Source organism: Desulfovibrio sp. (assembly GCF_009712225.1).
Taxonomy (GTDB): Bacteria; Desulfobacterota; Desulfovibrionia; order Desulfovibrionales; family Desulfovibrionaceae; genus Desulfovibrio.
Genome location: NZ_WASP01000005.1, coordinates 354,352 through 370,984, shown reverse-complemented (window position 1 = coordinate 370,984; position 16,633 = coordinate 354,352). Strand labels below are relative to the sequence as shown.

At 60.3% G+C, this 16,633-nt stretch carries 13 protein-coding genes; all 13 read left to right on the top strand.

Annotated elements, in window-relative coordinates; genetic code table 11:
* Positions 1-2,025 (top strand): translation initiation factor IF-2 (infB, locus tag F8N36_RS05460; protein WP_291331786.1); only part of this gene is annotated, 2,025 nt, incomplete at its 5' end.
* A gap of 198 nt (positions 2,026-2,223) precedes the next feature.
* Positions 2,224-2,514: a DUF503 domain-containing protein gene (locus F8N36_RS05455; protein WP_291331793.1), complete on the top strand. Its 291-nt coding sequence runs from the start codon at positions 2,224-2,226 to the stop codon at positions 2,512-2,514.
* Positions 2,501-3,517: a DHH family phosphoesterase gene (locus F8N36_RS05450; protein ID WP_291331785.1), complete on the top strand. Its 1,017-nt coding sequence runs from the start codon at positions 2,501-2,503 to the stop codon at positions 3,515-3,517. The genes F8N36_RS05455 and F8N36_RS05450 overlap by 14 nt, the downstream gene beginning before the upstream one ends.
* Positions 3,518-3,706: 189 nt before the next feature.
* Complete coding sequence (gene truB / locus F8N36_RS05445) at positions 3,707-4,654, top strand: tRNA pseudouridine(55) synthase TruB (protein ID WP_291331792.1); 948 nt, start codon at positions 3,707-3,709, stop codon at positions 4,652-4,654.
* A 24-nt stretch (positions 4,655-4,678) separates the two neighbouring features.
* Complete coding sequence (rpsO, locus tag F8N36_RS05440) at positions 4,679-4,948, top strand: 30S ribosomal protein S15 (protein WP_291331784.1); 270 nt, start codon at positions 4,679-4,681, stop codon at positions 4,946-4,948.
* Between the two features lie 169 nt (positions 4,949-5,117).
* Positions 5,118-7,358 (top strand): polyribonucleotide nucleotidyltransferase, encoded by a 2,241-nt coding sequence (gene pnp / locus F8N36_RS05435; RefSeq protein WP_291331783.1) that lies wholly within the window; start codon positions 5,118-5,120, stop codon positions 7,356-7,358.
* 69 nt (positions 7,359-7,427) lie between these two features.
* Positions 7,428-8,411 (top strand): hypothetical protein, encoded by a 984-nt coding sequence (locus F8N36_RS05430; protein ID WP_291331782.1) that lies wholly within the window; start codon positions 7,428-7,430, stop codon positions 8,409-8,411.
* A gap of 414 nt (positions 8,412-8,825) precedes the next feature.
* On the top strand, positions 8,826-10,391 hold the full coding sequence (locus F8N36_RS05425) for a sigma 54-interacting transcriptional regulator (protein WP_291331781.1): 1,566 nt from the start codon (positions 8,826-8,828) through the stop codon (positions 10,389-10,391).
* Positions 10,392-10,722: 331 nt separating this feature from the next.
* Positions 10,723-12,009 carry an urea ABC transporter substrate-binding protein gene (gene urtA, locus F8N36_RS05420; protein WP_291331780.1) on the top strand — a complete coding sequence of 429 codons (1,287 nt, stop codon included), beginning with the start codon at positions 10,723-10,725 and terminating at the stop codon, positions 12,007-12,009.
* A 110-nt stretch (positions 12,010-12,119) separates the two neighbouring features.
* Positions 12,120-13,802 (top strand): urea ABC transporter permease subunit UrtB, encoded by a 1,683-nt coding sequence (gene urtB, locus F8N36_RS05415; protein ID WP_291331779.1) that lies wholly within the window; start codon positions 12,120-12,122, stop codon positions 13,800-13,802.
* Positions 13,803-14,954, top strand: a complete 1,152-nt coding sequence (urtC, locus tag F8N36_RS05410; RefSeq protein ID WP_291331778.1) for an urea ABC transporter permease subunit UrtC — start codon at positions 13,803-13,805, stop codon at positions 14,952-14,954.
* Positions 14,951-15,847 carry an urea ABC transporter ATP-binding protein UrtD gene (urtD, locus tag F8N36_RS05405; protein ID WP_291331777.1) on the top strand — a complete coding sequence of 299 codons (897 nt, stop codon included), beginning with the start codon at positions 14,951-14,953 and terminating at the stop codon, positions 15,845-15,847. The genes urtC and urtD overlap by 4 nt, the downstream gene beginning before the upstream one ends.
* A gap of 77 nt (positions 15,848-15,924) precedes the next feature.
* Entirely contained in the window at positions 15,925-16,620 is a 696-nt protein-coding gene (gene urtE, locus F8N36_RS05400; protein WP_291331776.1) for an urea ABC transporter ATP-binding subunit UrtE, read from the top strand.
* The last annotated feature ends 13 nt before the right edge of the window (positions 16,621-16,633 follow it).

Genomic DNA, 16,633 nt, shown 5'->3' with positions numbered 1-16,633 from the left:
GGCGCGCCCCGCCCGGCTGGCGGCCCCCGCCCCGGTGGTCCCGCTGGCGGCTTTGGCCAGCAGGCAGCGCCTGCTTCTCCCTCTGATTCCCGCGACGGGCAGAGCAAGAAGAAGCGCCTGAAGGGTCGTCGTACTGTTGACTTCCAGCAGGGCGATTTTGGTCGCCGCAGCGACGATGACGACAGCGGTCGTCTGAACAGGGGCAAGGGCCGTCGCAAGCAGGGCCGTTCATCTGTTGCGCCGCAGTCCACCCAGCCCCTGAAGGCGGCCAAGCGCAAAATCCGTATTACCGAAGCCATCCGTGTCGCCGACATGGCCCACCAGATGGGCCTGAAGGCCAACGAGATCATCAAGGTTCTCTTTGGTCTTGGCATCATGGCCACCATCAACCAGACCCTCGATATCGACACCGCCACCCTGGTGGCCGCCGAATTCGGGTACGAAGTTGAAAAGGTCGGCTTCTCTGAAGATGATTATCTGGTTCCCAAGGAAGTGGACGCGCCTGAAACTCTCAAGCCGCGCCCGCCCGTGGTTACCATCATGGGTCACGTTGACCACGGTAAAACCTCGCTGCTCGACGCCATACGCAAGTCCAACGTCACCAGCGGCGAAGCCGGCGGTATCACCCAGCACATTGGCGCCTACCACGTCAAGACCAAGCGCGGTGAAATCGTGTTCCTTGATACGCCCGGCCACGAAGCCTTTACGGCCATGCGTGCCCGCGGCGCCCAGGTGACCGACCTTGTTATTCTGGTGGTTGCCGCCGACGACGGCGTCATGGAGCAGACCCGCGAAGCCATCAACCACTCACGTGCCGCCAATGTGCCCATCATGGTTGCCGTGAACAAGATGGACAAGCCCGGTGCCGAGCCCGACCGCGTGCTGCGCGAACTGGCAGAGCTGGGCCTGCAGGCCGAAGAATGGGGCGGCGATACCATCGTTGCCAAGGTTTCGGCCAAGAGCCGTATGGGTCTGGACGAACTGCTTGAAATGGTTGCCCTTCAGTCCGAAATCATGGAACTCAAGGCCAACCCCGACAAGCCCGCCCGCGGTCACATCGTGGAAGCCAAGCTCGACAAGGGCCGTGGCCCCATCGCCACCGTGCTTATTCAGGAAGGTACCCTGCGCCAGGGCGACAGCTTTGTGTGCGGTACTTTCTCGGGCCGTGTGCGCGCGCTCATGAGCGACCAGGGCAAGAAGGTCAAGGACGCCGGCCCCTCGCTGCCAGTTGAAGTGCAGGGTTTTGAAGGCGTACCGGAAGCCGGTGAGGAATTCTTTGTGGTTTCGGACGAAAAGGTCGCCCGCCGCATTGCCGATTCCCGCGCGGTCAAGCAGCGTGAACGCGACTTGGCCTCCGAATCGCGCGTCACCCTTGAAACCTTCCTGTCGCAGCGTAAGTCCGATCAGGAAACCCTGACCCTCAACCTTGTGGTCAAGGCCGACGTGCAGGGCAGCTTCGAAGCCATTACCGAAGCTCTCAACAAGCAGAGCACGGAAAAGGTACGCATCAACGTGGTGCACGGCGGTACCGGCGCAATCACCGAATCCGACATTCTGCTGGCTTCTGCATCGCAGGCCATCATCATCGGCTTCAACGTGCGTCCCACTTCCAAGATCAAGGACGTGGCCGACCACGAAAACGTGGATATCCGCTTCTACGAAATCATCTACAAGCTTGTGGATGACATCAAGAGCGCCATGGCCGGTATGCTCGCGCCCGTGCAGCGCGAGGTTTACCTCGGTCAGGCCGAAGTGCGTGATACCTTCAGCGTGCCCAAGGTTGGCGTTATCGCCGGCTCGTATGTGGCCGACGGCAAGATCGCCCGTAACGCGGGTGTGCGTTTGCTGCGCGACGGCGTGGTGGTCTACACCGGCAAAATCTCTTCGCTCAAGCGCTTCAAGGATGATTCCAAGGAAGTGGTTAAGGGCAACGAGTGCGGCGTGGGCCTTGAAAACTTCAACGACGTGAAGATAGGCGACATCATCGAAGCCTTTGAAACTGTCGAAGAAGCCGCCACCCTGTAGAAATAATGTAACGAGGAAGGGAGGCCGCAATCCCGGTCTCCCTTCCTTTTTTGAATGCCTCTGCCCTTGCGGACGGCGCATCAGGCTTTAACTACATGCCGTGCGCGGCTTCCGGCTTCCGGGCCATGCCGCAGCCCTCTCCCCGCAGCGCGGCAATCCTGCAAACGCCTTTCGCTGGCAGGAATCCAGCCTATGACCATGTTTATGGCGGTTCTTACCGTAGAATTCAGCCTGGACGGCAACGACAACCTCAAGGCCAAGCGCCGGGTTGCCAACAGTCTGAAACAGAAAACACGAAACAAATTCAATGTCGCCATTGCCGAGGCAGGAACAGAAGACAGCCTTTCACGGCTTCGGCTGGCGGTGGTATCCATTTCCAACAGCGAACCACATCTGCGCAGTCGCATGGACAAATGCGCTCTCATGATGGAAGCTGTTTGCCCGGAAGAAATGGTGGATAGCCAAGTGGAGATTTATGCAGCGGACTGATCTTATTCCCCAGAAATTTCGCCAGGGCGCAGAACGAATGGCTCAGGCTTTTCGTGATCTCGATCAGGTGATCGTGGCAGCCCACGTAAACCCCGACGGCGACGCCGCTGGCGCGGTGGCTGCGGCCGGTCATGTGCTCCGCTCCATGGGCAAGGAATTCATGGTCTATGCCCAGCCTGGCCTGCCCGGCTATCTGGACTTTTTTTCCATGCCCGGTGTGGTACACACCACGCTTGAGCACCCGCCCTTCAAGCCCCGCTGCGCGGTGCTGCTTGACTGTGGCGAACCCGACCGCCTTGGTCGCGAGCTGGCCGCCCGCCTGCCAGAACTGGTAACGGTAAACATCGACCACCACCTCGGCGGAGACGGCATGGGCAACGCTGCCAACTGGGTTGAACCCACAGCGGCCGCCACAGCCCAGCTTATGGCCTATGTGGCCCTTGCCGCCGACCTGCCCCTCACGGGTGAGCTTGCCACAGCCATCGCTCTCGGCATCATTACCGATACCGGCGGATTCTGCCACGGCAACACCAGCGCCGACGTGCTCTATCTCACGGCCCATATGGTCGAACACGGCTGCGACATCGCCCTGTTGCGCGAACGCCTTGAAAATACCTGGAGTCGTGGTCGCCTGACCCTCTGGGGTCAGCTATTGCAGCGTGCGCGCCTTGAACGGGCTGGCAGCGTGTGTTTTTGTCCTGTATTTCTTGAAGACCTGCGCAAATGCAGCGCCCTCAAGGAAGACCTTGAAGGCTTTGTGGAGCAGCTGCGCCGCCTGCGCGGCGTGCATGTTGCTGCGGTGCTGCGCGAAGATTCGCCCAGCAGCTGCAAATTCAGCCTGCGCTCATACGGTTCCATAGACGTGCGCGCGGCCGCAGCCCGACTGGGCGGCGGCGGTCACCGTAATGCTGCGGGTGGCACCCTGCGCGCCGACATGGAATCGGCAGGCGCACAACTGCTAGCCGCCATAGCGGAAGAGCTGGATGCTGAGGGCGTGGCCTGAGCCGCCTTCTGACCGGTTTGCGGGCAGCAGGGTTTTTGCCCTGTCAGCAGCCTCTGCCGCCGATATTTTTTTGACTTATGCCCGCTCTGCGGCTAAGGTAACATCTTGCGTATGAGTATGACCACAGCGGCGGATGCCGCACCCAGCACCACAGACCGGCAGCCGGAAAAACGCTCCGGGGCGGCCCAGTTGCCCCAGCAGCACGGCATTCTGGTATTGCGCAAGCCTTCCGGGCCCACTTCGGCCCGCTGCCTTACGGCGATCAAACGTCTGGGGCAGAAAAAAATCGGGCATGCGGGTACGCTTGATCCGCTTGCTTCAGGGGTGCTGCTGGTACTGCTTGGGCAGGCCACCAAGCTCTCCGGGCATTTGCTGGCCGGGGGCGGCAAGGTTTATCGCGGCACGTTCCGCCTGGGCCAGACCACCGACACCTGGGATATCGAGGGCAAGGTGGTGGCCGAAGCACCGTGGGAGCATGTGAGCGAAGCTGACGTGCGCCGCGAAATTACCGCGTGGCTTGAGCTTACCGAGCAGCCCGTGCCGCCCTATTCGGCGGCCAAGCATGAAGGGCAGCCGCTGTACAAACTGGCGCGTAAGGGCGTAGAAGCCCCCGCCAAGGTCAAACGCATGGAAATTTCACTTGCGGAAACACTCAGTGTGAGTCTTCCGTTTGTGAGCTTTCGGGTCGCTTGTAGTTCTGGCACCTATATACGCTCCCTGGCCCACAGCTTGGGGACGCGCCTAGGGTGTGGAGCCGTGCTCACTGAACTGATCCGAGAGTATAGTCACCCCTTCGGCCTCGATGTGGCTCGCGATCCCGCGGACTTCACGGCTGACCCAACCCTGTTGCCAGGCTGCGTGCGCCCCATTGAGGAAGCGCTGCCCCACTGGCCAAGGGTTGAGCTCACGCCGGATGAAGCGGCTCGCGTGCGCAATGGCATTGCCGTGCCCTGCCGCCCAGGTACAACCGCAAACGCGGAAGCTCTTGAGCGTGCCCAGGCGCAAGGCAAGGTTGCCCTCGAGCCTGCAGAAGGCTTTGCGCTGCTGATGGAACAGGGCACCGCCCTGGCTCTTGCGCAGCTTGAGGTTACGCCTGCTGGCCCATGTTGGACCGTATTGCGGGGACTTTGGAACTAACCCCGACTATCAAGGAGTACTGCTGTGGTAATGGATGCCAGCGACAAGAAAGCCGTTATTGATGCCCACGCCAAACACGAGGGCGATACCGGTTCTCCGGAAGTTCAGGTGGCCCTGCTCACCGCCCGTATTGAAGACCTCACCGGCCACTTCAAAGAACACAAAAAGGACTTCCACTCGCGCACCGGCCTGCTCAAACTGGTTGGTCGCCGCCGTAACATTCTGAGTTACTTGAAGAAGAAAGACGTCCAGCGTTACCGCGCTCTTATCGAAAAGCTCGGTCTGCGCAAGTAAGACTCTGACGCGCAAGGGGGAGCCAGCGCTCCCCCTTGTTGCTTGAATCAAAACCCACCAAGGGTACAAACGCGAAGAAGGGGGGTCCGGGAAAATCAGGCAGAGGCCCAAGGCCAGCGATCTGCCCGCTTTTGCCGGAATCCCCTTCGCCCTACGCAAAGGAATTTTTATGTATCAGGACATTTTTAATCCTATCCGGGTTACAGCCCAGGTTGGCGGCAAAGAAGTTATCTTTGAAACAGGCCGCATGGCCAATCAGGCCCACGGTTCCGTATGGATCCAGTGCGGCGGCACGGTGGTGCTTGTCACCGTTTGCTCGCAGAGCCTCGAGTTCGACAAGGGTTTCTTTCCCCTTACTGTTGAATACAGCGAAAAGATGTACGCCGCTGGTCGCATTCCCGGCAGCTTTTTCCGCCGCGAAATTGGCCGTCCCTCCGAGCGTGAAACCCTGGTTTCGCGTCTTATCGACCGCCCCCTGCGCCCCCTGTTTCCCAAAAAGGGCCTGAACGAAGACGTGCAGGTGCTCGCCAGCGTCATCTCTGCCGACCAGATAAACGACTCTGACGTGCTGGCTCTTACGGGTGCCTCGGCCGCCGTGATGCTGTCGCCCCTGCCCTTCGACGGCCCGGTGGCTGGCGGTCGCATTGGCCGCATCAACGGCGAATTTGTGCTCAACCCCACCTTTGAGCAGCAGGAACAGAGCGACCTCAACATCGTTTTTGCCGCCTCTGCCGACGCCCTCACCATGGTGGAAGGCGAAGCCCGCTTTGTGCCCGAAGACGTCATCATCGACGCTCTTGAATGGGGCCGCCAGCAGATTCAGCCCCTGGTTGAAGCCCAGCTCAAGCTGCGCGAACTGGCTGGCAAGCCCAAGATGGCCTATACCGCTCCCGTCGAAGATTCGGTTCTGGTTGCCCGCGTGAAGGAACTGGCCCTTGCGGCTGGGCTGGAAGAAGCCGTGCGCGTGCCCGAAAAAATGGCCCGCAAGGACGCCCGCAAGGCAGTGAAAGAAAAGGTCATGGAAACTCTCAAGAGCGATCCGGCCTGGGCAGAAAACGACGCAGCACTCAAGAGCGTGGGCGACATGCTGGGCGACCTTGAAAAGAAGCTCGTGCGCGCCCGCATTGTTAACGAAGGCACGCGTATTGACGGTCGCGACACCAAGACCGTGCGTCCCATCCAGATCCAGACCGGCATGCTGCCCCGCGCGCACGGTTCTGCCCTGTTCCGCCGCGGCGAAACCAAGTCCATGGTTGTTACCACCCTTGGTTCTTCCACCGACGAACAGCGCATGGATTCGCTGACCGGCGACGTGACCAAGCGCTTTATGCTGCACTACAACTTCCCGCCCTTCTCTGTGGGCGAAGTGAAGCCCGTGCGCGTTTCGCGCCGCGAAATCGGTCACGGTGCCCTGGCTGAAAAGTCGTTGCGCCCCGTGCTGCCCGCTGACGCTTCGTTTCCCTTTACCCTGCGTGTAGTGTCCGAAACGCTGGAATCCAACGGTTCATCCTCCATGGCTGCCGTGTGCGGCGGTTCGCTCTCGCTCATGGACGCCGGCGTGCCCATCAGCGCCCCCGTGGCCGGTGTGGCCATGGGCCTGATCAAGGAAGGCGACAAGTTCATCGTGCTCACCGACATTCTCGGTGACGAAGACGCCCTCGGCGACATGGACTTCAAGATTGCCGGTACTGCCGAAGGCGTCACCGGCGTGCAGATGGACATCAAGATCACCGGCCTCACCACCGAGATCATGCGCGCCGCCATGCAGCAGGCTCACGAAGGCCGTCACCACATTCTGGAAGAAATGGCCAAGGCCATTGCCGAGCCCCGCAAGGAACTCTCGCGCTTTGCTCCGCAGCACGCCGAAGTGTTCGTGAATCCCGACATCATCCGCCTCATCATTGGCCCCGGCGGCAAGAACATCAAGGCTATCACGGCCGCTACCGGCGCTTCGGTTGATATCGAAGATTCCGGTCGCGTTTCCATTTTCGCCCCCACAGCCGACGCCCTTGAAAAGGCCCGCGAGATGGTTTCGTACTACGACCAGCGCCCCGACCTCGGCAAGAACTATCTGGCCAAGGTTCGCAAGATCATGGAAATCGGCGCCATCGTGGAAGTGCTGCCCAATGTGGAAGCCCTTGTGCACGTTTCGCAGCTCGACATCAACCGCGTGGAACAGCCCGGCGACGTGGCTCGCCTTGGCGAAGACATGATGGTCAAGGTCATCGAGATCAACGGCGACCGCATCCGCGCCAGCCGCAAGGCCGTGCTGCTTGAAGAACAGGGCCACCCTTGGAACCCCGAAGAAACCGCCCGTCCTCCCCGTTCCGACAGGGGCGACCGTGGCGACAGAAACGGCCGTGGTGACCGTGGCGGGCGTGACCGCCGCGCCCGTGGCGACAGGCGCTAATATCTGTTTTGCGCGCTGGCCGCAACCATCCCCGCCCGCGCGTTGACCGCGCGATGAAAGGAATATTTCATGGCCAAGAAAGCTGAAAACAAAGTTCCGACCCCTGAACACGAATCCGAAGAATGGGTTCGCGTGGACAGTAACGGCAACCCTCTGGCCGATCAGGCTCCTTCTGCTGAAGAGCTGGCCGCCCAGATGGCCGCCGCCAACCGCGCCCACACTGAAAGCCTGGGGGATGCCTGGGCCGTGCTGACAGGGCAGAATCCGGCCGCCATCATGGGCCAGATTGCCGCCACGGTTATGCACGAGGGCGGCACCCGCCCCTCCTGGCAGTGGAAGCGCGGCGGCAAGGATCATATTCTGCTGGCATGGCCGCAGGATCAGCCCGTCAGGGCCGCAGTGATGGTGGCTGGCGATGAAGGCGAAAAACTTGAGCCCGTGTCCGCCACCCCCCTGCTTGAGGGCCTGCCCAACGACCTCATGGTTGAAGAAGTACACCCCTGGCAAACCGGCGTTGAAGCCAACGTGGCCGTGAGCATGCTTGAGGGCAAAAGCCCCATGTGGTTTTACGACCCGCTGTACGGCCGCGACAAGGACGACCTCACCCCAGGCGTGACGCATACGTTTTTGCTGGCTGGCCTGGCTTTTGGCCTGCGCAAGGCCATGCTCGACGAAATCACCATCACCCAGGGCCAGCGTTACGAGGCTTATGCTGCAGTGTGGCTTGCCGACAACCCCGGCAAAACCCGTCTGGACGTTCCCCCGCTCAAGGTGGATGTGAGCAAGCGCCACATGATCATGCCTGGTCGCAATTTTTGCGAATACCAGGTACGAGGCACCATTGAAGAAGTACGGGATTGCCAGCTCGAAAAAATGCCGGTCAAGCTGGTGTACCTCAGCTTTCCCTTTGAAGACAGGCAGCCCATGCGCCTGCCCGTATACGCCTCAAAGATGACGCTCGGCGACTACGAACCGGAAGTCGGGCACGACATTGATGCCTATGTGTGGTTGCAAGGCCGCATCATTGACATCGACCAGGGTCCGCAGCAATAATTGCATCAAGGGCCGCGCCCCGGCGCGGCCCTTTTTCAGATGCAGAACCCGCTGTGTGGGATTTGCGCCGCCAGCGCCGGCGATGCCGACACGGCCCTTTCATCCTGCAACGTCACTGCCCAGCCGCCAGCTTAGCGGCAGACCGTTGCAGCAGAGCCCTGCGGGGCAATCGGCAGAGCTGCAAAGCCAGCCTTTGCCGAGGTTCAGGCCTGATTATACTCCTCCCCCCTCAGTCTGCACCGCGTGTACCCTTGCCGCGATGCCACAGTGACTTGTCTTTTTAACGGCAGGCACACCGGCATCCAGTGGCATCCTCGGCCATGCCCATCTGCGCACCATTCGTGCGACCATGGGCAATGCCCTGTAACCCGGGAAAACTAGCGCCGTACCAACAACGCGTTGAGCAGAGGAAATATGCAGGAAGCCCACATTGCAGCACCCTTTATGGGAACCGGGCAGTGCCTTGATACCCTTAACCGGGTTCTGGCAGCCCTGTCGCCGGGGCATTCATTCCACGATTCGTTACGAGAGCTGCTGGCAGCTCTGGCTGAAGACATGCACTTCGACAGGCCGCACATTGTAGTGCAGGACCCGGAAAGCGGCGAGCTCAAGCTTTCGCTCTCCTACGGTCAGGCAGACGCGCCAGAGGCAGCCTACGAGCCCGGCTCTGGCATTACCGGCCAGGTTTTTGCCGAGGGCAGACCCATCATTGTTTCCTGCATGCAGGGAAGGCCCGACTTTCAGAACCGCCTGTTTGGCCGCAGTCAGGAAGAAATGGCGCGCCTTGCCTTTATCTGCGTGCCGGTGCGCGTTGAAAACGCCGAGCAGACCGAAGTTATCGGCACATTGAGCGCCGACACCCCCACCGCCGCAGAATCAGAACTGGACCTGCGTTGCCGCTTTCTCGAAACAGTGGCCACGCTGGTGGGACGCCAGGTGGCACGCCTGCAGGAAGAAATGGCCCGCCAGCACTTCTGCATGCTGCCAGATGAACCGCTGGTAAGCGGTACGCCCTCGTCTGTCATCGCCACATCCAAAAGTCTGCGGCATGTGCTGCGCCGACTCACACAGGCGGGGGCCAGCCGGGCCACCGTGCTTTTGCGCGGCGAATCTGGTGTAGGCAAGGAACTGATGGCCCAGGCGCTGCACGCGGCCAGCCCCCGGCGCACCCAGCCGCTGGTCATGCTCAACTGTGCGGCCCTGCCCTCGGAACTTATCGAAGGTGAACTTTTTGGCTGGCGCAAGGGTGCCTTTACCGGCGCGGTACAAAACCGTGCTGGCCTGTTCCGGCAGGCCGACAAGGGCACGCTGTTTCTTGATGAAATCGGCGACCTTTCCACCACAGCGCAGGCAAAGGTGCTGCGCGCCCTGCAGGAAGGCGAAATTCAGCCTCTTGGCGACGAGCGCCGCTACAAGGTGGATGTTCGCCTTGTGTGCGCCACCCATCGCCCGCTGGAAGAGCTGGTGGAACAGGGACTGTTTCGCGAAGACCTGTATTACCGCATCAATGTCTTTCCCGTGTTCATTCCGCCGTTGCGCGAACGGCCAGAAGACATCCTGCCGCTCACAGAGCACTTTTTGCGCATGTTCAGCAAGGAATACGAACGGCCAGTACGGCGCATTTCCACCCCTGCCATCGACCTTTTGCTGCAATACCACTGGCCCGGCAACGTGCGTGAACTCAAAAACGTGATGGAACGCGCCGTGCTCATCTGCGAAGACGCCGTGCTGCGCGCCCACCACCTGCCGAGCACCCTGCAAAGCGCTGAAAGCAGCAGCACAGGCCCGGTTGCTGGTCTTGGTTTTAACGAAACCATTGCCCGGGTGGAGCAGGAATTTATTGTGGACGCCCTCAAGAACGCTCGCGGCAATATCCACCAGGCAGCGCGCGACCTGGGCATAACCTACCGTATCATTTATTATAAAATGAAAAAATACGGCATCGACCACCGCCGTTTTGCCTCCATCTCTCCGGTCTAGCCAGCGCAGGGCAATAAAGAGCCACCAGCCAACACGGCCTGTCAGTACACTCACTGGCAGGCCTTTTTTATGGTTCCCAACGGTGCACGGCTGCAACGGCACACACCAGCTCAAAACGACTACAAAATTGTTTTGAAAAGCGGGGACTTTTACAAAATTGTTTTATGCTATGCCCACATTGTAAAAATTAAATAAATATTTTCAGCAAATTAACTATAAAATTAAAGTGGAACACCTCTTGCTAACCTGTGTGCTGTAGCAAGTAGCGCGGCAACCATGGGGGTGCGCCGCGACAAGTACAGCACGACAGACAGTTCTCAGGAGGCTCTACATGTTCAAGAAAACATTGGCGGCGTTTGCGCTCATGCTCGTCACCCTGTGCGGTTCCCTGAATACCAGGGCGGCGGACGATACCATCAAGGTGGGTATTCTGCATTCGCTTTCCGGCACCATGGCCATCAGCGAAACCACGCTGAAAGACGTTATGCTCATGCTCATTGACGAGCAGAACAAAAAAGGCGGTCTGCTTGGCAAAAAGCTGGAACCCGTAGTGGTGGACCCCGCCTCCAACTGGCCCCTGTTTGCTGAAAAAGCCCGCGAGCTGCTGAGCAAAGACAAGGTCGCCGCCGTGTTCGGCTGCTGGACCTCGGTTTCGCGCAAGTCTGTGCTGCCCGTGTTTGAAGAACTCAACGGTCTTCTGTTCTACCCTGTGCAGTACGAAGGCGAAGAATCCTCACGCAACGTCATCTACACCGGCGCGGCCCCGAACCAGCAGGCAATTCCCGCTGTGGACTACCTGATGAAGGACCTCGGCGTGAAGCGCTGGGTGCTGGCCGGTACCGACTACGTCTTTCCCCGCACCGCCAACAAGATCATCGAAGCCTACCTGATCTCCAAGGGCGTGAAAAAGGAAGACATCCTTATCAATTACACCCCCTTCGGCCATGCCGACTGGCAGTCCATTGTTGCTGAAATCAAAAAATTCGGTAACGCGGGCAAAAAGACCGCCGTGGTTTCCACCCTCAACGGCGACGCCAACGTGCCTTTCTACAAGGAACTCGCCAATCAGGGCATCACCTCCGCCGACATTCCCGTCATGGCCTTCTCGGTGGGCGAAGAAGAACTTTCCGGCATAGACACCAAGCCCCTGGTGGGCCATCTGGCCGCCTGGAACTACTTCATGAGCGTGGACAACCCCGCCAACAAGGCTTTCATCAAGAAGTGGCACGAATTCACCAAGAACCCCAAGCGCGTCACCAACGACCCCATGGAAGCCCACTTCATCGGCTTTAACCTGTGGGTAAAGGCTGTGGAAAAAGCCCAGAGCACCGATGTGAACAAGGTTCTGAAGGCCATTGTGGGTCTTGAAACCCCCAACCTTACCGGCGGCATGGCCAAGGTTCTGCCCAACCACCACATCACCAAGCCCGTGCTGATCGGCGAGATTCAGGCCGACGGCCAGTTCCAGGTGGTTTGGGAAACCCCCGCCGTGGTTCCCGGCGAAGCATGGTCGCACTACCTGCCCGAATCCAAGGACCTGATCGGCGACTGGACCGACCCCATCAACTGCGGCAACTACAATACCAAGACCAAGAAATGCGGCGGCGCTTCCAAGTAAGCACCCACGCCTGACTGTGCAGGGGGGGCCCGTGGCCCCCGCCATCCCCCCCACGGCATGTCTGCCAGAGAGCCACGCTCTCCCCGCAGGCCAGACTAAAGGATATGCCCATGCGCACGGCGTTTTTGCTCTGCTGCCTCATAATTTTCAGTCTGCCTCCCGCAGTACTGGCGTCCGGCCCGGAACCGGACGAGAACGCCGGGGGCGCGGTTTCGACTCCTTCCGCGTCCCCGGTTCAGGCCTCTCCATCCATTATGCCAGCTGACCTGCTCAAATCTCTGGTGAGCCCCAAGGTGGCAGACAGAGATGCGGCCATTGCCGCGCTGGAAAAGGATGACAGCACCATTGCCGCGCCACTGCGCGAAAGACTGCTTGAGGCCCTGCTGCGCAATACCCTGCTGGCAGATGCCGCCGCCGGTACGCTCTTTGTGAGCGACGATGCCGGTCAGGCGCATGCCCTGACAGCAACGGGCGGCCTTGGCGCAGCCCAGCCAGCAGATACCTTACGCAAGGTGGGCACGAGCAATCGCCAGCGCCAGCGTATTACCGATATCCTCAACGCGCAGGCCCTTACTTCTGCGGATACAGCCCGGCGCCGTCAGGCTTCGGCAGCGCTGATGGAAGGCCCCACCCCGCCCCTCAAGGCTGATGCCCTGCACAATCTGCTGGAGGCGGAAAAAGATGACACCGTGCGCGCGAACCTTGGCGCAGCCCTGGCTCTCTATGTGGCCAGCGACCCCGCCGCCGTGCGCAGCGACCAGCTTGCCGCAGTCAGCGCCCTGAACCGCAACGGCAACCCTTCAGCTCTCAATGCCCTGCGCGCGCTGGCCGGATCTTCTGATACGGCAGTGGCAAAAGCGGCAGACGATGCCCTGTATTCGCAGCGCGTTTCCGCCCAGTGGGGGCAGTTTTTTGAAATGCTTTTTTTCGGCATGAGCCTTGGCTCCATTCTTGTGCTTGCGGCCATCGGCCTTGCCATTACCTTTGGCGTCATGGGCGTCATCAATATGGCCCACGGCGAGCTGATCATGCTCGGGGCATACACGGCCTGGGGCATGCAGCAGATACTGCCCGGCCAGCCTGGTCTTGCGCTTGTTCTGGCTGTGCCCGCGGCCTTTCTGGTCAGCGGCGGCACGGGCGTGCTGCTTGAAAAAACCGTTATCCGCTTTCTCTATGGGCGCCCGCTCGAGACCCTGCTGGCAACATTCGGCATCAGCCTTGTGCTGCAACAGGCCGTGCGCACCGTGTTCTCGCCCCTCAACAGGGCCGTGCAAAATCCCGATTTCATGAGCGGCGTGTGGCAGATCACCCAACACTTCAGCCTTACCTGCAACCGTGTGTACATCATACTGTTTTGTCTCGGCGTGTTTGCCCTCATCCACATGGCCATGCACCGCACCCGGCTGGGCCTTGAGGTGCGCGCAGTATCGCAGAACCGCGCCATTGCCCGCTGTATGGGCGTGCGCGCCTCGCGCGTGGACGCCATGACCTTTGGCCTTGGCTCTGGCGTGGCGGGCATGGCTGGCGTGGCCCTGAGCCAGGTTTCCAACGTGGGGCCCAACCTCGGCCAGACCTATATTGTGGATTCGTTCATGGTGGTGGTGTTTGGCGGCGTGGGCAACCTGTGGGGCACGCTTACGGGCGGCCTGACGCTTGGCATCGCCAACAAGTTTCTGGAACCCGCCAGCGGGGCCATGCTTTCAAAAATAATCATTCTGGTCTGCCTTATCCTGTTCATCCAGAAGCGCCCGCGCGGTCTGTTTCCGCAAAAGGGCCGTGCGGTGGAGGCATAGATGAGCAGCGACATCTTTGCACGCGAAAGGCTGCTCAACGCGTCCACACGCAATTTTCTGTCTGTTACGGCAGTGCTCTGCACCCTGGTGGTCGTGGGCAGCCTGCTGCCTGCGGGCAATGCCATGCATGTGCCGGGCTACCTTGTAACCCTGCTGGGCAAGTATCTTACCTATGCCCTGCTGGCCCTTTCCGTCGATCTTGTCTGGGGTTTCATGGGTGTGCTCAGCCTTGGGCACGGTGCGTTCTTCGCTTTGGGCGGCTACGGATTCGGCATGTACCTCATGCGGCAGATCGGCGCTCGCGGCGTATACGGAAATGCCAACCTTCCGGACTTCATGGTTTTTCTTAACTGGAAGGAACTGCCGTGGTTCTGGCAGGGCAGTGAATACTTTGCCGTGGCCCTGCTGCTGGTAGTGCTGCTGCCCGGCCTGCTGGCCTATGTTTTTGGCAGGCTGGCCTTCGGATCGCGGGTTTCTGGCGTATATTTTTCCATCATGAGCCAGGCCATGACCTATGCTCTCATGCTGGCCTTTTTCCGCAACGAAATGGGCTTTGGCGGCAACAACGGCCTCACGGACTTCAAGACGCTGCTGGGCTTTGAACTGCAGACAGACGGCATGCGTACAGCTCTTTTTGCCTGCTCGGCTCTTGCGCTCATGGCTGGCTACTGCCTGTGCAGAGCCGTTACCGCTTCGCGCCTTGGCCGCGTGTGTGTGGCCGTGCGCGATGCCGAAAGCCGCGTACGCTTTATCGGCTACCGGGTGGAACGCTATCAGGTGGCGGTGTTTACCCTTTCTGCCATTCTGGCGGGCATTGGCGGAGCATTGTACGTGCCGCAGGTGGGCATCATCAACCCCGGCGAATTCTCACCCCTCAACTCCATTGAAATTGTGGTCTGCGTGGCCCTTGGCGGGCGCGGACGGTTGTATGGCGCGGTACTTGGCGCGTTTGCGGTCAATGCCTTCAAGACCTGGTTTACGGCTGTGCTGCCCGAAGCGTGGCTGTTTGCCTTGGGCGGCATGTTTGTGCTGGTGACCATCTTTTTGCCGCAGGGGCTGGCCGGTCTGCCAGACCAGTGGCGCAACCGCGCGGCGCGCGGCGCGGCCAAGGACGCACCCGCAGGTACTGCCCGTGAAGGAGGCGCAGCATGAAGACGCAGCAGGATATTCTGCATGGCCGCAGCCTTGAGGAAGTGGCTGAGGCCGCGCGTGCCTACGAGGAATCGCACGCCCCCTTTGACAAGCGCCCCATGAAGCTGCGCGCCCGGCCCCCGCGCAGCATGATGGTAAAGCCCGACATTGCCCTGTATCTCGAAAAAATCAGCGTGAGCTTTGACGGCTTCAGGGCGCTCAACGACCTGACCTTTTACGTGGACAGGGGCGAGCTGCGCTGCGTCATCGGCCCCAACGGCGCTGGCAAAACCACCATGATGGACGTCATTACCGGCAAAACACGGCCAGACATGGGTTCGGCATGGTTTGGCCGCACCTGCAACCTGTTGCAGATGGATGAAGTCGCCATTGCTCAGGCGGGCGTAGGCCGCAAATTTCAGAAGCCCTCCGTATTCGAGGCCCTGAGCGTACTGCAAAACCTTGAGCTGGCGCTGGCTGGCGACAAGCGCGTGTGGCCCACATTCTGCGCGCGGCTTTCAGCTGACGACAAGACCTTTATCGAAGAAGTGCTGCACCGCATCCGCCTTACGGACCTGGCCCGCATGCAGGCTGGCAAACTCTCGCACGGGCAGAAGCAGTGGCTCGAAATCGGCATGCTGCTCATGCAGAAGCCCCAGCTTTTGCTGCTGGATGAACCCGTGGCGGGCATGACCCCCGAAGAAATGGACCGCACCATTGATCTGCTGCACGACCTTGAGGGCGAGCAGAGCATCATGGTGGTGGAGCACGACATGGAATTCGTGCGGGCCATTGCCCACAAGGTCACCGTGCTGCATCAGGGCAGCGTGCTGGCCGAGGGAACCATGGACGAAATGCAGAACCACCACGCCGTGGTAGAGGCATATCTGGGTGAACCGCTGCGCACCGCATAACGGCGCGCCATCTGTTCCGCCCGCGCCGCCCTGCGGCGAGCACGCATTTCAGAGCCGACAGCTCCAGGAGGAGCCCCATGCTGCAAATTACAGGTCTTGACCAGTATTACGGCGAAAGCCACATCCTGCGCGACGTAACCCTTGAGGTAAAGGCTGGCTCGTGCGCCTGCCTCATGGGCCGCAACGGTGTAGGCAAAACAACACTGCTGCAATGTATAATGGGCGTGCTGCCTGCCCGCTCAGGCCATATTTTCCTGGATGGAACGGACTTGCTTCCGCTGCCTGTGGAGCAACGTGCGGCCCTGGGCGTGGGCTATGTGCCGCAGGGCCGCCAAATCTTTCCCCTGTTGACCGTACGCGAAAACATGGAGCTTTCACTGCCCATGCGCAAGGACAAGGCCGGGGCGATACCCGCATTCATCTTTGACTTTTTCCCGGTGCTGGGCGAAATGATGCAGCGAAGGGGTGGTGATCTTTCCGGCGGGCAACAGCAGCAGCTGGCCATCGCCCGTGCCCTCACCCTTGAGCCGCGCCTGCTCATTCTGGACGAGCCAACAGAGGGCATTCAGCCCAACATCGTGCGCGACATTGCCACTACCATTCGCAGGCTCAACGAAGAAATGGGCCTCACCGTGCTGCTGGTGGAGCAAAAAGTTCCCTTTGCCCGTCGCATGGCCGATACCTATATGATAATGGACCGGGGGCACATTGTTTCGCAAGGCGACATGCACGGCCTCGACGATGCCACGGTCAAAGCCTTTTTGAGCGTCTGATTCCACGCCCGCA